The organism is Rheinheimera sp. UJ51, from assembly GCF_020819615.1.
GTDB classification, from domain to species: Bacteria; Pseudomonadota; Gammaproteobacteria; order Enterobacterales; family Alteromonadaceae; genus Alishewanella; species Alishewanella maricola.
The window spans coordinates 17,039-36,459 of sequence record NZ_JAJHOG010000014.1; the positions used below are offsets into that span (position 1 = coordinate 17,039).

Annotated in this window: 18 protein-coding genes and 6 tRNA genes; 11 read left to right on the plus strand and 13 right to left on the minus strand. The window is 44.9% G+C overall.

The genetic code is table 11. The annotated features are described in order from the left end of the window. The first annotated feature begins 3 nt into the window (after positions 1–3). The 6 genes from LMJ53_RS14540 to LMJ53_RS14565 all read left to right on the plus strand — a co-directional run bounded on the left by LMJ53_RS14540 (position 4) and on the right by LMJ53_RS14565 (position 4,988). Positions 4–405, plus strand: coding sequence for a rhodanese-like domain-containing protein (locus tag LMJ53_RS14540; RefSeq protein WP_229587856.1), 402 nt, complete (start codon positions 4–6; stop codon positions 403–405). A 9-nt stretch (positions 406–414) separates the two neighbouring features. Next, positions 415–816, plus strand: coding sequence for a YeeE/YedE family protein (locus LMJ53_RS14545; RefSeq protein WP_229587857.1), 402 nt, complete (start codon positions 415–417; stop codon positions 814–816). Between the two features lie 12 nt (positions 817–828). After that, positions 829–1,239 (plus strand): DUF6691 family protein, encoded by a 411-nt coding sequence (locus tag LMJ53_RS14550; RefSeq protein WP_229587859.1) that lies wholly within the window; start codon positions 829–831, stop codon positions 1,237–1,239. Positions 1,240–1,731: 492 nt separating this feature from the next. Further along, a complete protein-coding gene (locus LMJ53_RS14555; RefSeq protein ID WP_229587861.1) occupies positions 1,732–2,940 on the plus strand; it encodes a methyl-accepting chemotaxis protein in 1,209 nt (402 codons plus the stop codon). Positions 2,941–2,995: 55 nt separating this feature from the next. After that, complete coding sequence (locus tag LMJ53_RS14560) at positions 2,996–4,366, plus strand: diguanylate cyclase domain-containing protein (protein WP_229587863.1); 1,371 nt, start codon at positions 2,996–2,998, stop codon at positions 4,364–4,366. 250 nt (positions 4,367–4,616) lie between these two features. Next, entirely contained in the window at positions 4,617–4,988 is a 372-nt protein-coding gene (locus tag LMJ53_RS14565; protein WP_229587865.1) for a DUF1840 family protein, read from the plus strand. Between the two features lie 473 nt (positions 4,989–5,461). On the opposite strand, the gene LMJ53_RS14570 is transcribed toward LMJ53_RS14565, so the two are convergent. The 8 genes from LMJ53_RS14570 to dnaQ form a co-directional block, all read right to left on the minus strand. Then, positions 5,462–5,551 (minus strand) — tRNA-Asp (locus LMJ53_RS14570). Between the two features lie 67 nt (positions 5,552–5,618). Further along, positions 5,619–5,708: transfer RNA gene (locus LMJ53_RS14575), tRNA-Asp, on the minus strand. 207 nt (positions 5,709–5,915) lie between these two features. After that, a tRNA-Asp gene (locus LMJ53_RS14580) sits at positions 5,916–5,992 on the minus strand. A 41-nt stretch (positions 5,993–6,033) separates the two neighbouring features. Next, positions 6,034–6,110, minus strand: a tRNA-Asp gene (locus LMJ53_RS14585). Between the two features lie 26 nt (positions 6,111–6,136). After that, positions 6,137–6,213: transfer RNA gene (locus tag LMJ53_RS14590), tRNA-Asp, on the minus strand. 18 nt (positions 6,214–6,231) lie between these two features. After that, positions 6,232–6,308, minus strand: a tRNA-Asp gene (locus tag LMJ53_RS14595). A gap of 105 nt (positions 6,309–6,413) precedes the next feature. Beyond that, complete coding sequence (locus LMJ53_RS14600) at positions 6,414–7,832, minus strand: TIGR03503 family protein (protein ID WP_229587867.1); 1,419 nt, start codon at positions 7,830–7,832, stop codon at positions 6,414–6,416. After that, complete coding sequence (gene dnaQ / locus LMJ53_RS14605) at positions 7,820–8,524, minus strand: DNA polymerase III subunit epsilon (protein ID WP_229587868.1); 705 nt, start codon at positions 8,522–8,524, stop codon at positions 7,820–7,822. The genes LMJ53_RS14600 and dnaQ overlap by 13 nt, the downstream gene beginning before the upstream one ends. Before the next feature lie 66 nt (positions 8,525–8,590). Between dnaQ and rnhA the strand changes: the two genes are divergently transcribed. After that, on the plus strand, positions 8,591–9,061 hold the full coding sequence (gene rnhA, locus LMJ53_RS14610) for a ribonuclease HI (protein ID WP_229587870.1): 471 nt from the start codon (positions 8,591–8,593) through the stop codon (positions 9,059–9,061). Here the strand turns inward: rnhA and LMJ53_RS14615 are convergent, their stop codons facing one another. After that, a complete protein-coding gene (locus LMJ53_RS14615; protein WP_229587872.1) occupies positions 9,062–9,613 on the minus strand; it encodes a glutathione peroxidase in 552 nt (183 codons plus the stop codon). A 305-nt stretch (positions 9,614–9,918) separates the two neighbouring features. Here LMJ53_RS14615 and LMJ53_RS14620 point away from each other — a divergent pair, with 305 nt between their 5' ends. Beyond that, on the plus strand, positions 9,919–12,888 hold the full coding sequence (locus LMJ53_RS14620) for an EAL domain-containing protein (protein ID WP_229587874.1): 2,970 nt from the start codon (positions 9,919–9,921) through the stop codon (positions 12,886–12,888). Positions 12,889–12,924: 36 nt separating this feature from the next. On the opposite strand, the gene folE is transcribed toward LMJ53_RS14620, so the two are convergent. Next, positions 12,925–13,566, minus strand: coding sequence for a GTP cyclohydrolase I FolE (gene folE, locus LMJ53_RS14625; RefSeq protein ID WP_229587876.1), 642 nt, complete (start codon positions 13,564–13,566; stop codon positions 12,925–12,927). A gap of 147 nt (positions 13,567–13,713) precedes the next feature. After that, positions 13,714–14,067: a DUF2750 domain-containing protein gene (locus LMJ53_RS14630; RefSeq protein WP_226752038.1), complete on the minus strand. Its 354-nt coding sequence runs from the start codon at positions 14,065–14,067 to the stop codon at positions 13,714–13,716. A gap of 161 nt (positions 14,068–14,228) precedes the next feature. On the opposite strand from LMJ53_RS14630, the gene ettA reads away from it, so the two are divergent. From ettA to LMJ53_RS14645, 3 genes are all read left to right on the plus strand, one after another. Then, complete coding sequence (ettA, locus tag LMJ53_RS14635) at positions 14,229–15,890, plus strand: energy-dependent translational throttle protein EttA (protein WP_226752037.1); 1,662 nt, start codon at positions 14,229–14,231, stop codon at positions 15,888–15,890. Between the two features lie 173 nt (positions 15,891–16,063). After that, the gene (locus LMJ53_RS14640) at positions 16,064–16,435 is read left to right on the plus strand and encodes a DUF6746 family protein (protein WP_229587878.1); all 372 of its coding nucleotides are present in this window, start codon (positions 16,064–16,066) and stop codon (positions 16,433–16,435) included. 204 nt (positions 16,436–16,639) lie between these two features. Continuing rightward, positions 16,640–17,293, plus strand: a complete 654-nt coding sequence (locus tag LMJ53_RS14645) for an energy-coupling factor ABC transporter permease (RefSeq protein ID WP_229587880.1) — start codon at positions 16,640–16,642, stop codon at positions 17,291–17,293. Between the two features lie 109 nt (positions 17,294–17,402). Here LMJ53_RS14645 and LMJ53_RS14650 read toward each other — a convergent pair whose 3' ends face one another. Then, positions 17,403–18,599 carry an aromatic amino acid transaminase gene (locus tag LMJ53_RS14650; protein ID WP_229587882.1) on the minus strand — a complete coding sequence of 399 codons (1,197 nt, stop codon included), beginning with the start codon at positions 18,597–18,599 and terminating at the stop codon, positions 17,403–17,405. 37 nt (positions 18,600–18,636) lie between these two features. Then, the gene (locus LMJ53_RS14655) at positions 18,637–19,350 is read right to left on the minus strand and encodes a GAF domain-containing protein (protein WP_229587884.1); all 714 of its coding nucleotides are present in this window, start codon (positions 19,348–19,350) and stop codon (positions 18,637–18,639) included. Between the last annotated feature and the right edge of the window lie 71 nt (positions 19,351–19,421).

Genomic DNA, 19,421 nt, shown 5'->3' on the forward strand with positions numbered 1-19,421 from the left:
ATAATGAAAACAGCACAACAATTAGTGGCCGAAGCAAAAGAACGTATCAAAGAAGTCGATATTCAGCAACTGGCGGCGCAGCGAGAAAAACAGCCATCAACTCGTATTATTGATGTACGTGAGCCTGCCGAATTTGCTCAAGCACACATCAGCAGCGCCGTTAACTATCCACGCGGTGTATTAGAAATGCAATTGGCCAACCACCCCGCCGTCGCTGCGTCAGGTTGTGCCGCAGAGTTAGCCTTAGCGCAATTAGCACAAGAGCCGTTGTATTTGATTTGCCGTTCAGGTGCTCGCTCGGCTTTAGCCGCGGAATCGTTGCAGAACATGGGCTTTACTGATGTCTATTCGGTCGCGGGTGGCATGGTTGCCTGGCAAGAAGCCGGCTTACCCGTGACGCAATAAGGAGTCGTAATGGAAAATTTCACCCCGATATCTGCGCTCATTGGCGGCAGTTTAATTGGCTTTGGTGCATTGTTAATGATGACCATGTTAGGACGTATAGCGGGTATCTCTGGTATAGCCAGCCAGCTTATTTTTGAACGTGATGGTCGAGGCTGGCGGTTTGCGTTTGTGGCTGGCCTTTTAGTTGCACCACTACTGTTAAGCTTTTTTATGCAAGATCTCACCTTTACTACGCCTGACTTAAACACTAAAACCTTAATTGCCGGTTTATTGGTGGGGTTAGGCACGGGCTGGGGCAGCGGCTGTACCTCAGGTCATGGTGTTTGTGGTATCGGTAGACTATCACCGCGATCGATTAGCGCTACCTTAGTCTTTATGGCAGCAGGTGTGCTGGTTGCAAGCTTATTTTAAGCAGGAGAAAATATGAAAGCATTAGTAGCATTTTTATCCGGCTTATTGTTATCTGCGGGTATCACTATTTCAATGATGATCGATCCCGCAAAAGTACTTGGTTTTCTCAATGTACTGGATAACTGGGACCCAAGCTTAGCGTTAGTCATGGGCGCGGCTTTAGTGGTTTATTCTACTGGTTTTTACTTTAGCCAAAAAAGAGCGGCCCCTTTTTTAGAAAAGGCTTTTTATCTTCCTAAGAGCACCAAAGTAGATCGCCAATTATTGTTAGGGGCACTGATTTTCGGTGTCGGTTGGGGCCTATTAGGTTATTGCCCTGGCCCTGCTATTGCCGCTTTAACCTCAGGTAGCTCGGGTACCATCGGTTTTGTGCTCAGCATGGTGTTCGGATGGTGGCTCACTCGCAAAATTAAATTTAACTAAATCTATTTCCTCTTTAACGCTGATCTTAACCACGAGTTTTTTACGCATGGTTAAGATCTAGCGCAAAAAACCTGCAAAAAAATACTCCGCGACAAAGCATGAAAAGAGTAAACTTCCTTCTTGTTAAAAATATTTTATGCCCTAAATCATAAGCCACGCAAATGGCACAACGTTTTTACGCCGCAATGGCCTAAGCGTGTTTTTTGCTAAAGCCTTAATTCCTTAGCATGATGTTACCACTTAAGTGCTTTGCATAATTCGCACGCTATAGCATGCACAAAGGCACAGTAACGCAACGAACTGATGCTTCCGGTTATCGGGTTAGGGGTGAGAGATAAGGTCAGTGCTATGCTTAAAGATTGGCACATACCATAAACTAGGTTATTGTTTTACATTGATAACAGCGCAAACCTACCGCCTTTGCCTTTCACGTTCTGCACTGTTACACAATACCCATGCTGGGCTAAGCCAGCATCTTTACTGGAGCGGGTTATGACACTTTACCATCTGATCGAGCAGCGATTCTTTTTTACCTTAACCCGAAAGATAGTGGGTAATGTGCTGTTTATTGCCCTGTTCTTTGCGCTGGCGATGTATCTTGCTTACCCTTCCACCGGTAACAAACAACTTTGGTGGCTGTTGCTCGTTGTTGGCAGCGCCGCTTATAGTTTTACTATCTTCTATTTGTGGCATTTAATTGTTCGCCCGGTGCAGGCTTTAGTCAAAAATTTACACGACAGTAATCGCTCTGGCGCGGATCTTAGCCAACGTTTACCCGCCTTCACCTTTGATGAGTTTCGCACGTTATCGGATGAATTTAACCAATTCGTTAGCCAACTTAGCGACGTGCTTGGCAATGTGCATCAACAGGCGCGCAATACACATCAGATCAATGAGCAGGTGTCTATTGCGGTAAAAAGTACCCGCAAAAACCTACAAGAAACCGAGCAACGCAATACCTTAATTCGCCGAGAGAGTGAACAAGTTATCGACTATTTAACGAACATCGTCCAAAGCAGCGATCAAATGGGCGAAGTAACACAACTTGCGGTAAGTAAAGCTCAAGTTGCCAGCACGCAAATGCAGCAACTTAATCAACAACTGGCGGCGATTGCTCGACTGCTTGACTCTTTTGCCGCCACTATTAATGGTTTACAAAAAAACTCAGAAAATGTCCGACAGATTTTAGTTATGGTTGAAGGCTTCTCGGATCAAACCAATTTACTGGCTTTAAACGCCGCTATCGAAGCGGCGCGAGCGGGCGATGCGGGTCGTGGTTTTGCCGTTGTTGCCGACGAAGTGCGAACACTGGCAGCCAAAGTGAATGAGGCAACAAAGCAGATTTCAGGTTTTTTGAATGATATGGAGCGCTTGGTAAAAGAAACAAAAGAAGAATCCATTAGCTTAAATCAACAAGCACAAGATGCACAAAATCAGATTAATGAAACGAATCAAGAATTTGCTTTATTGCAGCAAGAATTGCTAACGGCTCAGGGTGGTATGAAAACCATCACCGGCAGCGTATCTAATCTTGAAGAAAAATATCAACAAACCCATGAGCATTTAAGTGCGATCCAGCAGATCACCAATCAAGCTTATCAACAAATGGCTTCCATTGACGATGCCGCCAAAAGCTTGTTAGAGGGTACTGCCACCACAGAGCAACAACTCGGGCGTTTTGCGCGTAAGGCCAGCTATTGAATACGCCGCTAGCTAAGATGTTTATGCCGCTGTTTAACATGATAAAGTTGCCTGTATGAAACAAGTGTTCGGCAGGGCGAATCGTCATAAAAAATCGCTATTACTTTGCGCATTAGCCGCGTTTATGGCCAGCGCGGTATTGCTAGTCGAGTATTATCACCGTAATTACGCTGAACTGATGCAAATTCATCAGCATGAACGCCTCAGTCAGCAGTTATCCTCGGTTCGTGCCAATATTGAGTCTGAATTAAATTCCAATATTTTTTTAGCCGATAGTTTAGCCACACTGATTTCGGTTAATCCGCAATCTGATAACGAACAATGGACGCGCATGGCTGAAGCCTTATATTTAAAGTCCAGTAGTCTGCGCAATATCGCTTTAGCTCCGGATAACGTGATCCGCTTTGTCTATCCCTTAACAGGTAATGAAAGTGTTCTAGGCTTTGATTACCGCCAGTCACCCGAACAACTCCACACTGTCGAATTAGCTAAGCAGCGACAAGAGGTTTTTATTGCCGGGCCACTAACATTAATTCAAGGCAGCCAGGCCATTATTGCACGGATGCCTATCTTCACCGATCCGCCGTTTAATCAGCGGTATTGGGGTACCTGTAGCGCGGTCATCGAAATAGACAAACTGTTCAAGTTAGCCGGTGTGAATGAGCTTGCTGCACAATCTCGACTGGCGATCCGAGGTAAAGATGGTTTAGGTGCTAAGGGCGAGGTGTTTTTCGGTGATGAAAGCGTGTTTGCAGAGGCTTTTAGCAGCGAAACGATCCGGTTGATCAACGGCAGCTGGTTGATAGCGATTGCCGAATTACCCGGAACATCTTACAACGGCCCTGCATTAGCGTCGTCATATATTCGTGTAATTGGGTACGGTTTTAGTTTGTTATTACTGCTGGTTTTTATAAGCTTATTTTATAGTTACCATTTAGCACGAATTAACTCGCTGCAAGATCCTTTAACCTTATTACCCAACCGGCGTTTCGCGATGAAATGGTTAGAGACGCTCATTAACTCCCGAGCTGAATTTTGTATCATTAGCTTAGACTTAGATAAATTCAAACTGATCAATGATCGCTTTGGGCATGCGGTTGGCGATCAATTTTTACAAGAAGTTGCCAGGCTACTCCAAATTAATTTACGCAGTTCTGATGTTGCTTGCCGCTTATCAGGCGATGAATTTTTAGTGATTATGCCACGCATTAGCAAGCAGCAAGATATTCAGCCTATCCTGCAAAAAATTATGACCAGCTTTGAACGCGCGACTTTTTTCGCCAATGGTCAGTCAGTTGCATTTGAGCTAAGCCTCGGCACCGCCTTTTTCCCCAGCGACGCACAGGATCTTGAGTCATTGCTTCACCAAGCCGACGTAGCCATGTATCAACAAAAAGCAAATCACAAATTGTCTCAGCACGAGTAAAGACAAACCTAGTCGCGTTGGATTGCTTAATAGCAGGCTATTGGTTCAGTACCACTCGTGCGTCACTCACGGCGGATACGTATTCGCTGATGCCAATACCCTACACAGCGTTAATTCGCTATCTATGCTTATCTGAACCATACTTAAAGGCGAGTCTAACCCTATGCGTTCCATCTTAGCGTTAATCACAATACAGTGAGCACTGGCCGATAGCACGACCACTCCACAGATTAAAATAGAGGATTTAAAGATGATTACCTTCACGACACCCAGTTGGAGTGCGCTATCTTATTTACAACAGTCCGGTGAACAGATGTTGCAAATGATGAACTGTAACACGCAAACCTATATGGCCGATTCAGCGCAGACTATTAAGAAATCTACCGGTATTATCCCTGCTGAAGACGTGGCAACGGCCATCGCGCTATTGCAACAACGTAGCCGCCTTGCTGATGAAGTCCAACAACAGCAAGATGACATGCAGCATGAATTAGCTGAATTACCTGCTGAACTACAAGAAGAACCCTTGCCAAGCGCATCAACTCGCGCCTTTCCACTGTTAGAGCTTCTCCAAGCCGCCCATAACGCGCAAGAGCCGGTTATCTGGCACCATTCTACATAACTCCACCTGCAAAACCGAACACCGCACTGTCATTGCGACAAGGCTCAATTCCAGACACAACCAAGCAGCATGATGCTGGTGACTGCTGCCTGATGATTCAAACCAGAAATTGGTGAAGTACTGATAACCCGAACACACGCCTCGCCGCCTGATGTCAAAAACCACGCAAAGTGTCCAGCCGTTTCAACTTATCGGAACAACTCGTTCAATCTTTTACAGCACAATGTTCAAACAAAGGGGCTAGCCATTGCATTGCTGATCTTTAACTTTAATAGTCAAAAGCATTTTCTTTAAAATACTTACTTTTGGCGGCGCAAAAGAAAGTATCTCGCCCACGGCGAAAACGTTAAGGGTCTTGGGGGTCTTGGTATATGACCCCGAAGCTTGCTTTTATAACAGTAACCGACTGAACTACCGCTCACTTATTTGCAGGCACAAAAAAACCAGCATTAGCTGGCTGATTTAGATAAAAATGGCGGAGCGGACGGGACTCGAACCCGCGCCCCCCGGCGTGACAGGCCGGCTAGATTTTTATAACAGTAACCGACTGAACTACCGCTAACACAAACCTACAGACACAAAAAAACCAGCAAATTGCTGGCTAATGTTTTCAGAGCTTAAACCATAAAATGGCGGAGCGGACGGGACTCGAACCCGCGACCCCCGGCGTGACGGGCCGGCTAGATTTTTATAACAGTAACCGACAGAACTACCGCTAACACAAACCTACAGACACAAAAAAACCAGCAAATTGCTGGCTAATGTTTTCAGAGCTTAAACCATAAAATGGCGGAGCGGACGGGACTCGAACCCGCGACCCCCGGCGTGACAGGCCGGCTAGATTTTATAACAGCAACCGACTGAACTACCGCTCACTTATTTGCAGGCACAAAAAAACCAGCATTAGCTGGCTGATTTAGATGAAAATGGCGGAGCGGACGGGACTCGAACCCGCGACCCCCGGCGTGACAGGCCGGTATTCTAACCGACTGAACTACCGCTCCGCACTGGAGTGAGCTTACGCTCAATGGCACACTAACTGAAATGGCGGAGCGGACGGGACTCGAACCCGCGACCCCCGGCGTGACAGGCCGGTATTCTAACCGACTGAACTACCGCTCCGGATCAGGAAGCTTTTTTGATGCTAGTGGCGGAGCGGACGGGACTCGAACCCGCGACCCCCGGCGTGACAGGCCGGTATTCTAACCGACTGAACTACCGCTCCGGAAAGCATCAAAATTGTTGGCGGAGCGGACGGGACTCGAACCCGCGACCCCCGGCGTGACAGGCCGGTATTCTAACCGACTGAACTACCGCTCCGCGCCAGCATCAAACGATTTCATTTGGGTATCGTCTGGTGCGGCGGGAATGATACGGATTACCCCAAACTCAGTCAACTTCTTTTTTGCCGCTTTTGCCTATTCCTTAGCCATCTGGCATAGAAAGATCCAATATATCTTCTCCATCTTTCTTTTTTGCTGGTTTCTTGTTCGCTGTGCTGTCCACTTTCGCCGCTGAGGCCGTCTTATTTACCTCGGCGGTAGCAGCAAGCTCGGTTTTTTTGCGCCAAAACATCAAACGGCTGAACTGCTTGCCAGATAACACAAACCAAATGGCTACTGCGCCTAACGCTAAAATAAATAAATTAATCAGGATGATCCAAAGCCAAGGTACTTCTGTGGCAACCGGCTCTGCCACCTCAACAGCGGCTTCGGTTGCGCTGTCGGAGGGCCCTAAGTCAGGCGCTTCCTGCGCCAACATGGCTACTAGAAAACGTTCTTCAGGTAAATTTAATACAAACTCTCGACCATCGCGCATTTGGCCAAAAACGGCCATATTCAAAATATAACTACCATGCCCACGGTTATCGACCTGCAGTTGCTTAGTTGCGGTAGGCTCGACTAAAGAGAATGATTGCATATCGCCATCTGGATATTGAATTTGCCCTTGGAACAGCAAAGAGTCGACGTCTACCAGCTCACTATTGGCATCCAACATAATAATATGGCTTTGCTCCGCTTTAGTTGCCATCTGTACGTTAAGCGTAATAGGCGAAGGTTCAATAATAACGGCGCTTTGTTCAACTTCGCGAGTGTACAAAGGCGTACGCACAATAAAACGCGGGATCCACTCGCCTTGGCCAAACACCAAATTTAACTCACCGGTAAAAATACCGTCGCGCGCACTGATGTCATAACCACGGCCATCATCACGAAAGTTGGCCACTTCCACCATGCCTCGGCCGAAGTTCTCGTAACTTTTATCATTGGTACTGGTAAAAACCACTTGTAACGACAAGATGTCTTTAAATTCTCGCGCATTAATCGCTTTGCCATCTTGCAGCATCCGCGCCGTTAATTTAAATGTTTCCCCCACCACCATCGGTTTAGGTAAAGGATCAACATCTAATTCCACATCGGTCAGCACCAAAATCTTACTTTCAGGTAAAACGCGTCCGACGGCCTGCCAAGGCCCTGGCATCGGCTGAGTAATTTCAATTAAATCGTAGGAAGGGCCATCAAACCAACGAATGTTGTGTTGCTTGGCCGTGTTATAAAACACCTTACTGCCATCGGGACGCACTAATACGATAGAAGCCGAACCCGGTCGGCGAAAAAATACCAAGGTGATAGATTCAATACCGTCATCGATTCGAAACCGATTATCTAACAAGGGAATTTGATTGCGCAGTGGCAAGTCTGCCAACATGCGCATTAATGGCTCGGGTGTTTGCGCTGAGGCCGACTCTGGCGTTGCAACAGGTAGCGTCGAGTCTTGTTGTGCAGCAACGGTCAGCACAAACACATTACACAGCATAAAACACAGTAGCATTAATCTCGCCATAAACAGCTGCCCCCTTTCTTTTGCACTAAATCTAAACGATTTTGATGGGCAGTTAATTCTTGGCTGCTGGCTTTAATCACTTTTAACTTACCACTGCGCTGGATAACCAAGGGCCCCTGTTGATCCTGTTGATTGTTCGCGTCTTCCGCCGCTAAGTTTAAGCTGACCTGCCCGCCGGTCATTAATAAATAAACATCAGCCAAAATTTCGGCATCTAATAAGGCGCCGTGCAAAGTACGATGGCTATTATTGATGTCATAACGGCGGCACAGTGCATCGAGGTTATTTTTTTGGCCCGGATGCAAATCTCGCGCTAATTTAAGCGTATCAACAATGCCGCAATACTCCGCCACTGGTGGGAGTTTTGGCTGCAACAGGGCAAATTCATGATCAATGAAACCGACGTCGAAAGCGGCGTTGTGAATGACTAATTCGGCCCCCTTAATGTACTCGAAAAAACCCTGTGCAATATCTCGAAACTTGGGTTCGTGTTGCAAACGTTGGTTAGTTATACCGTGCACCGCAATGGCTTCAGCTTCAATTTCCCGCTCTGGATTAATATAAACATGATAATTGTTGCCGGTAAAACGCCGATTTAGCAGCTCAACACAGCCAATTTCGATAATACGATGGCCATCTTTTGGGTTAATGCCGGTGGTTTCGGTATCTAAGATAATTTGACGTTTTAACATTGCTGCTTTCGCTGTTGCCTACTATTAGGGTAGATTATACGCCGTTTTGCTTTGAGGAAAGACTTTATGCAGAAAACTGTTACGATCTATACCGATGGATCTTGCTTGGGTAACCCTGGTCCTGGCGGCTATGGCAGTGTCTTGCTTTACAAGCAACATCGTAAGGAACTGAGTGGCGGCTTTCGGCTAACCACCAATAATCGAATGGAATTGCTCGCGGCTATTGTCAGTTTAGAATCACTGACCAGCCCCTGCCAGGTTGATTTGACCACCGACAGCCAATACGTGCGCTTGGGTATCATGCAGTGGTTAGCGGGCTGGAAACGTAATAACTGGAAAACCAGTCAAAAACAGCCGGTTAAAAATCAAGATTTATGGCAACGTTTAGATGCCGCTTGCAGCAAACATCAGATTGCTTGGCATTGGGTAAAAGGCCACAGCGGCCACCCTGAAAATGAACGCTGTGATGAGCTAGCAAGAACAGCAGCAACCGACCACGCCACCGCGATTGATAGCGCTTTTGAGCAAAGTCAGTAATTACTTTGCAGCTAGCAGTTTTTCAAGCTCAGCAATAAACTTTGGATCATCAGGGCTGGTTCGGCTACCAAAATGCACCACTTGTTGCTCGTCTTTACTGACAATATATTTATTGAAATTCCAAGACGGGCTTTCACCGGTTTTTGCAATTAAGGCTTTGAATACCGGGTTAGCGTTATCCCCGCGCACACTGCTAGTTGAAAACATTGGAAACTCAACACCGTACGTTAAATAACACACCTCAGCTGTTTTTTCTTCATCACTGTGTTCTTGCCGAAAATCATTTGATGGGAAACCTAATACCACTAAACCTTGATCTTTGTAGTTTTGGTAAAGCGTTTCTAAGGCTTCAAACTGCGGAGTAAAGCCACACTTACTGGCAGTATTCACCACAATTAATGTTTTACCCTTGAATTCATCACATAAATCGACACTTTCACGGGTTTTGAGTTGCTGCACTGAATGGCCGAGAATATTACCGCACTGTGCGGCTAAGCTCGATACCGAAAAGGTCAGTGCTAGCACGGCCGCAAGGTTAAGTGTTTTTTTCATTTTTACTTTCTCCAAGTATTTACCGCTAAGATCGATCTTAGGTAATGACTATACGCCACCAGACGAAAAGCAGTTTATTTTGTTGAACGCTAGTTTCACAGGCAGCGAGTTATTGTTAAATGCATTAATACTACAAATTAAACAAACTAACGTTGTGTGCTCATTTAAAATAATCATTCTTAACAGCACTGCAACTTATTGCTCTATTTAAGAATTTTTCTTCAAAGCTACTGTGAGCCTAATCAGTGCTATGCTAAGATTTAAAACACTATCTCTTAATTAACTTGTTAAAGGCTCCACATCGCGTGCTGTTTAATAAAGTCAGTAAGATCATCTTACTTATCACCATAATAATTACTGCCCTTAGCGGCTTTTTCAGCTTTAATTTGGTTGAGGAACTTAAAACACAGCGTTTACAGCAACAACAGTTAATACTTAAAGAGCAAGCACAAGTTTATGCCGGTAAAATTGAACGCGAATTATTGCAGGCATCGTCTCTTAGTTACGCCATTTCGGCCTGGGTAAAACAACAGCAAGGGGCCATAGACGGCTTTGAACATTTCGCTAAGTTAATCTCGTCGTATTATCCCTACATTACCCTCGTGTCACTCGCCCCAGAAGGCATTATTAAAGCCATTTATCCTGAAGATACAGGCATAAATTTACTTGATTACAATATTCTGACTAATCCAGAACAAGGCGCTGATGCACGAAAGGCCATTAACAGCACCAAGGTGCAGTTAACCGGGCCTTATGAGTTAATTCAAGGAGGTACAGGCCTAGTGGGTCGTCTGCCCATATATTTAATGGATGGCAGTCAAAGTCGTTTCTGGGGTTTTGTGAACATTACGCTGCATATAGAAAAGTTACCCAGCTTGCTTAACTTACAAGCACTACCTGAGCAAGGAATTGATTATATAATATTTTTTGAGAGTGATATCCCACAAGATAAACCTATACTGTTTGGTAGTATTACCACGCCACGAAATGATTTTGTTGCCAGCGATATATTTCCGGCTAACACTGACTGGTCTTTGCAACTTTATCCTAAAACCGATTGGCGTCAGCCTCAACTGTATTATTACCAATTGTTTCTTGCGACTTTGTTTACCATTATGCTGGGATTATTAAGTTTTTTGTTATTAAACACACTTCGCAGCAAAAGCCAACTCGCACAGCTCGTTGCGGCAAAAACCAAAGATTTAGAAACTCAACTACAACGCAACCAATCATTTATCGCTGCCAGCAATGCTGCCAGCTGGGAATATGATCATCATACTGGCTTAATGACCTACAGCGCAGAGCATTTTGCTATGCTGGGTTATCGCAACAGTATTGCCAGCGCTCAAGAAGGTACGATAGATGATCTGTGGGTTAAAGCCTTACATCCACATGATATGGCCAGTGTTACGGCCTATTTCGACGATTACATTAATAAAACAGACGATAAATTATACGAAAATCAATTTAGGATGCGCCATAAAGATGGTCATTGGGTATGGATCCTTTCGCGTGGCCGAACCATTGTCAGCTCAGAACATAAACTCACCGTCGGTATTCATTTAGATATTACCCAACGCAAAGAAAATGAGCTTAAATTGCAATTATTGGCTCGGCTTTACCAGCAAAGCTCAGAGGGCTTAATCGTCACCAATGCTGAGCAGAAGATCGTCCAAATTAACCAAGCATTCAGTCAAATCAGTGGTTTCGATGAACAGGATGTGCTGGGTAAAAAACCGAATATATTGGCTTCGGGTCGTCATGATAAAAAGTTTTACCGCGCAATGTGGCAAGAAATTGATAATACCGGTAGCTGGAAGGGCGAAATATGGAACCGACGTAAAGATGGCAGTATCTATCCGCAGTGGCTCTCAATTAGTAAAATTGATGGAATAGAACCCGGTGACTTTTACTTTGTTGGCTTATTCAGCGACATAAGCCAATATAAAGAAGACGAAGCACAAATTCGTTTTTTAGCAGAGTTTGATCCGCTAACTTCACTGCCTAACCGCGTTTTATTGCATGATCGTACCGAGCAAGCGATCCAGATCAGCGAGCAGTACCAGCAAGCACTTGCCATGCTGGTGATTGATCTTGATCGCTTCAAGCAGATCAATGATTCACTGGGGCATCAAATTGGTGACGAAGTGTTGGTGCAAATGGCTAAACGGCTAGATTCAGTATGCCGAGCAGAAGATACCCTTAGCCGCTTGAGTAGTGACGAGTTTGTGATTATCCGCAAAAACACCGGTGCCAAGGCGGCAGCAAGTTTAGCTGAGCAAATATTGCCATTATTATTAGAGCCCTGTTTAGCAGCCGGTCACGAATTAACGTTATCAGGCTCAATTGGCATCGCTATTTATCCCACCGATGGTAAAACTTTTCATGATTTATATCGTCATGCGGATATGGCGATGTATCAAGCCAAAGAATTAGGTCGTAATACGTTCTGTTTCTTCACTGCCAGTATGCAAACTTACCATTCGCGACATTTGATTTTAGAAAATGCATTACGCCATGCCATAGCTCGGGAAGAGTTAAATCTGGTTTACCAACCACAATATTGTATCGCAACGCAAAAAATCATTGGCTTTGAAGCACTACTTCGCTGGTATAACAGTGAGCTAGGTTTCGTATCTCCCGCCGAGTTTATTCCGCTAGCGGAGCGCTCTGGCATTATCGTACCGATAGGTACCTGGGTATTATCCGAGGCCTTTAGGCAATTAGCGGTGTGGCAAAGTAACGGGTATCAGGATTTCACTTTGGCCATTAACTTATCACCGATCCAATTTCGGCAACCCAATTTATTAGACTTAATCAAGCAGTTACTTAAGCAGCATAATGTTTCAGCCAGTAGTCTTGAGCTAGAAATAACCGAAAGTGCCATGATGGATGACCCAGAGCAAAGCGCTATTTTAATTAAACAGTTTAATGAGCTCGGTTTTAAAATTGCAGTCGATGATTTTGGTACGGGTTATTCATCATTAAGTTATTTAAAGCGTTTTGCCCTAACAAAACTAAAAATAGACCAATCTTTTATTCAAGATATTCTAAATGATAAAGACGATAAAGCGATTGTCAGTGCGATCATTAATATTGCTAAGAGTATGGATTTAATTACTATTGCTGAAGGGGTTGAAACAGTAGAGCAGCTGAAGTTACTAGAAAACATGCACTGTCATGAAATTCAGGGTTACTACTACAGCAAACCTTTGAGTGCTGAAAATGCCACGAGCTTTTTAGAACTGCATGGGGCTAATTGTTTAAAGCAATGAGCAATTAGCCCCGTGGTATCCCGCAACTAACGGCGGTTAGCGAGCTAAAAACTCCGCTCGGGTGCGAGCGTCATCTTTGAAAATACCGCCCAGTGCCGTAGTCTGCGTTTTAGAATTAACATCCATCACACCACGCGATTTCACGCAGTAATGTACCGCATCCATGGTCACTGCAACGTTGTCTGTTTCAAGTAAGGCTTGTAACGCCACTAAGATTTGCTGGGTTAAGCGTTCTTGCACCTGAGGACGCTGTGCAAAGAAACGCACTATGCGATTAATCTTAGATAAGCCAATGATATTATCTTTAGGGATGTAAGCCACCGTAGCGCTGCCATCGATGGTGACGAAGTGATGCTCGCAAGTACTGGTAAAGCTGATGTCTTTCACTTTGACCATCTCGTTAACTTGCATTTTGTTTTCTATCAGCGCCATCTTCGGAAAGTTTTGATAATCCAAACCACCAAAAACCTCGTCAACATACATTTTAGCAATGCGATGTGGCGTTTCTCTTAAACTGTCATCGGTGAGATCAAGCCCCAAGGTGCTGACAACCTCAGTGAGTAACTGGTTAATCTTTTCGTATTTCTCATCGCGGGACAAGCCGTTATCACGCATAGGAGTCTCAAGACCACGCGTCTCAAGTGCACTACGAACTAACATTGCTGCTTCTGATAACATAGTTTTTCCAAATACTGATTTGCAATATCTGTTATACGCACTGCAAAGAAAAGCAGTTTAGCGACCAGATCATAATATTATTATTTTACACCCTTAAACGACGAAAGCCCAGCAAAGGCTGGGCTTAGGGTGTAGCACGGTGTTTAATTACTGTACAAGCGCCAGCGCTTCTAGCAATTCACGCGGCTCTACTTCAGGACCATTGAGTGATTCATCCCAGTTAGTGCCGATTAATACGCCGTCATCGTACATCTCTTTTAACCAGCCGTCACAGAATACATCGAGTGGGATTGGCTCAGGTTTATAACTTGACCATTCTTCTGAGCAGTGCGCTTGCGCATCCGCTTTGCTTGACCAAAAGGGCATTACATCTGTTTCTTCAAATTCTACCGATTCAACCACTAATAAGTCTTCACCATCAGCGAGAGTCCAGACTACGCCATGGGTTTTAGCTTCTTCGATAAAACGTTGAAAGCTTGGATCGTGTGCAAATTCAGACATAATTAACCTACTAAAAATTCTCTAATGGTGTGTATTAAAACAGAGATCCGCCCACAAAAGCCAACATTATTCTAAAGCATCGCCATTCACTTTCCACCACTGGTGAAAATAACGTACAATTTGCTTCACTGTGACAGCCCTTAACGGACGGAAACTTAGTAATGGCACAATTTATTTATTCAATGTATCGGGTTTCGAAAGTGGTTCCCCCGAAACGCACCATCTTAAAAGACATCTCTTTATCTTTTTTCCCCGGCGCCAAGATTGGGGTACTTGGCTTAAACGGCTCGGGTAAATCGACGTTATTACGCATTATGGCCGGTATCGACAAAGAGTTTGAAGGCGAAGCACGGGCATTAACCGGCACAAAAATCGGTTACTTACCGCAAGAGCCGGTATTGGATAACAACAAAACAGTACGGCAGATTGTTGAAGAAGCCGTTAGTGATGTAAAAGAAGCCTTTACTCGGCTAGATGAAGTGTATGCCGCTTATGCCGATGAAAACGCTGATTTTGATGCCTTAGCGCGCGAGCAAGGCGAGTTAGAAGCATTAATACAAGCAAAAGATGGTCATAACTTAGATAACACGCTAGAGCGTGCGGCAGATTCATTACGCTTACCGCCTTGGGATGCCAAAATTGAACATCTGTCGGGCGGGGAGCGTCGCCGGGTGGCGATTTGCCGCTTGGTATTAGAACGCCCCGATATGCTGTTATTAGATGAACCCACTAACCACTTGGATGCTGAATCGGTGGCTTGGTTAGAACGCTTTTTACACGATTATCCTGGTACTGTGGTGGCCATTACCCACGACCGTTATTTCCTAGACAATGTAGCCGGTTGGATCTTAGAGCTAGACCGGGGTGAAGGTATTCCGTGGCAAGGGAATTACTCTAGCTGGCTAGAACAAAAAGAAGCCCGACTAGCACAAGAAGATAAAACAGAAAGTGCTCGCCAACGCTCAATTAAACAAGAATTAGAATGGGTTCGTACTAACCCGAAAGGCCGCCATGCAAAAAGTAAAGCACGGATGGCACGTTTTGAAGAATTGCAAAGCCAAGATTTTCAAAAGCGTAATGAAACTAATGAGCTGTTTATTCCACCTGGGCCACGTTTAGGCGATAAGGTACTCGAAGTGGGACACCTGCGCAAAACCTTTGGCGATCGTGTGTTAATCGATGATCTGAGCTTTAGCATTCCTAAGGGGGCGATTGTCGGTATTATCGGCCCGAATGGTGCGGGTAAATCAACACTGTTTAAAATGATCACCGGCGCAGAAAAAGCCGATAACGGCAGCATTGAACTTGGCGAAACGGTGCAAGTAGCAAGTGTTGATCAGTTCCGCGATAGCATGAACCCGAAAAACACGGTGTGGCAGGAAATCTCAAACGGCCAAGATATGCTGCAAATTGGCAATTTCCAGATCCCAAGCCGCGCTTATGTTGGCCGTTTTAACTTTAAAGGTAACGACCAGCAGAAGTTTATTGGCGAGTTATCGGGGGGTGAGCGTAACCGCGTGCATCTGGCGGCGCTATTAAAAGCCGGTGGCAATATGTTGTTACTCGATGAACCTACCAACGACTTAGATGTTGAAACACTACGTGCACTCGAGAACGCCATTTTAGATTTCCCTGGTTGTGCCATGGTGATCTCGCACGACCGCTGGTTCCTCGACCGTATTGCCACGCATATCCTCGATTATCGTGATGAAGGTAAAGTGAATTTCTTTGAAGGTAACTACTCTGATTACGAAGCCTGGTTAAAACAAACTTATGGCGCGGCAGCACTGGAGCCACATCGGATTAAATACAAGCGGATCTAACCGCTGTTAAAGGTTAATCTTATTAAAACGCCTGCCTTGTGCAGGCGTTTTTGTTGATACGTTTTAACCAGAGCAACGTATAAGAAAACGTTTTATGTTATCAGCAAAAGTGACTTGCTTTGTTGCACTGATCTGATAGCTTAATGAGAATCATTATTAACTAAGGCTTTATTATGAAAATCCTCGTTATTTCTAGCTTCATTGCATTGTGCTACTTCCCCGCAACACTCGTGCAAGCCTCAGATCGCCCTGCTCATTTCAGCGGTAAAGCGATCAGTGATGTGCAGCAAGCTAGCAAGGTGTTGTTAGAGAAAAATACCGAGTTAGCTAACTTGTTAGCCGGTGAGTTAAATCCAACCAGCGTGACGGCGATCCATCAATTAACCTACACTTTGGAAAATGCACTTGCCCTAATACCGAACGCTAATGAACAAATTAAAGCAGCATTAGAGGAAGTGCATTTAGGCTCTGAACACATGGATTATGAGCGTGTTAAGCGCAACGGAACAACTTACCTGCAACTGGCAAAATCGCTGACAGAATAAAAACGCCTGAACAATACACCGCAGTATAACAATGCTGCCTAACCCATTAATTAAAAGGCGATTGAAAAACAGCTAAGGCTTTACTCAAGCCCTTATTAAGGCTCTTAGCCGCTTAGACATGCACCTTGTTACTAACGCGAAGCTTTTTATGCTGCGCTAGATCACAGTATAATTAGCCACATCCTCAGCTTTGGGCCTATGATAATGATCATAAATTATTGGCAAATAAGTGCCTGGTGTTTGGCTATCCTTTGCATCGCACTGAGTTACCCAAAAGAGTTGTGGCCACGCTTATTACAATTACCGGGTTATCAGCATTTTGTGTTTGCCTCAGCAGTCGCCTTAACCCTACTCTGGTCTGTAAAAGCCGGCATAGTACCGGGCTTAGAGTTGTTTTTTCTAGGTATTACCACACTGGTATTGTGTCATGGCTGGCGTATCGCCATTTGGATCAGTTGTCTGCCCTTAGCTTTATTAATGCTTTTTAACAGTGTTAGCTTGGCTGAGGGTGGCGCCTTTGCATTAACTACCTTTATTCTACCTGCGTTATTTAGTTATGCGGTATTTAGCTGGTCATATCATTATCTGACTCGCCATTTATTTGTGTATATCTTTATTGCGGGCTTTTTAAATGCCGCCCTGAGCATAGTGCTAAAAATTGTACTCACCTCTGGCTGGCTGTATCTGCAGCAACAACATGACTGGCATACGATTTATCACAACTACACGCAATTGGCCCTGCTCATTTGGTTTGGCGAAGCATTACTCAATGGCATGGCCATTACGCTAATGGCAGTGTATCGGCCAGAATGGCTCAGAACTTTTTATGATAATGAATACTTATCGCCTGATCGCTGAGTGTGTGATAACTAAAGGCAAGGTTAAGGAAAGAGAAAGAGAAAAGTAGCGCACAGCGCAGCATAATAAAGGTATCCAGACTCGATGCCTGGATACCCTCTGGGCGTATTTAGCCTTTTAATACCGTTGCAACGGCTTTGGCGAAATAGTCGATATTGGCATGATTCAAACCCGAAATACTGACGCGGCTAGAACCGACCATGTAGATACTGAACTCGCTGCGTAGCCGTTCAATTTGCGCTTTGTTAATGCCTAAAAAGCTGAACATACCATGCTGACGAGCAATAAAGCTGAAATCTTGGGTAATGCCTTCAGCAGTAAACTTGTCGATGATCAGCTGGCGATAGCTATTAATACGATTCCTCATTTCTGCTAATTCGTCGTGCCACAGTGCCGTTAATTCGGCGCTATCTAAAATATGGCTAACAATAATGGCACCGTGCGTAGGTGGCATTGAGTAAATACCGCGCACGACGCTGAGTAAGTTAGCGCGGACAACGTCGGTTTCTTTGCTGTTGCTTGCAACAACACTGACAGCACCAATTCGCTCGCGATATAAACCAAAGTTTTTCGAGCAAGAGCTACACAAGATCATTTCTGGCACTTGTTCAGCTAAATAGCGCAAACCTGCGGCATCTTCATCTAAACCGGCGCCAAAACCTTGGTAAGCCATATCAACTAAAGGAGTGAAACCTCGCTCTTTCGCGATCGCGGTAAAGCGTTGCCATTGTTCGAAATTCAGATCCATACCACTGGGGTTATGACAACAGGCATGCACTAAAACAACGTCACCGGCAGGAATTTGCTCTAAATCAGCAAACATCTGCTCTACCTGCAAACCTTTGGTGTCGTAATCGTAATAAGCGTATTCTTTAACTTTTAAACCCGCAGCTTGGAATAACGAGATATGGTTTGCCCACGTTGGGGTGGTCACCCAAATCGTCGCATCCGGATTCGCTCGCTTGATAAACTCCGCCGCCACACGCAGTGCCCCTGTGCCGCCAGGTGTATGCGCCGTAACAACGCGATTTGCCAGCAACACTGTATGAGTCGCACCAAAGGCTAACTTTTCAATGTGCGTATTAAAAGACGGATCACCGGCCATACCCACATAGGTTTTGCTGTCTTCATGCTTTAAACGCAGCGCTTCGGCTTCTTTTACGCATTTTAAAACCGCGGTGTGGCCTTGCTCATCTTTATAAACACCTACGCCAAGGTCAACTTTAAGAGGGTTAGGATCTTCACGATAAGCCGCCATCAGCCCCAATATGGGGTCGACAGCGACAGGCTTTAACTGAGAAAACATATTGTTCTACCTGGTTTAAGATTATAAGGAGGCAACACTAAGCGATTGCCGGTAAACACTCGGGGATGCTCAGACACACAGCCACTAACAGGGCCAATGCCTCTGCGGTAAACACCTGCTGCTTCAAATCTTCAGCGTCGATAATGCCCACTATTTTGCCCGATTGTGCAAACAGTGGCAAACAAGCTTCGGCTTTAACTTTCGGATCGCAGGTGTAATATTCACCGCCTTGTTGCAAATAGGCCGCGACATCGTTAATCACACGGGCTTGGCCAGTTAAACCCACCGTACTGTTATTACTGATCTTGGCAAACTCAGTATTTAACGGAAACTCTGCCCGAGAGGCGGCGCCAAAGTAGCTTAATTTTACTAGCACCAACTCTTGCTTCAGATTAGCACGCGCTTGATAAATACCAAACCATGCTAAACCCGACTGCTGTTGATAAAATTCAGTTATTTTCGTTAAACGTGCTAAGGCTTGGTGATTAGCGCGGGTTTGACCACCCAAAATCGCGGTTAAATCATATGGCTCACTGTCCAGCACACCAAATAACGAACACGCCCCTCCCTCGCCTAACTCAGGTACTGAGTATTGCCATTGCACTTTGGCATTGCTGCTGTCGACAATATGTTGCTGTAACGCTTGATAATAGGCGGTAGTTTTTTCAGTAAAGGCTTGATCAAAAAAAGAAAATTGCTCTTTAAGGCCACTAAGCTGTAAATAGTGATTAATTTGGGTTGGAATACTCAATTTTTAGCCGTCCAGATTTCTAAAATCAAGGCGATATTCTACCAGATAACATTAAAAAACCAAGCGAGACA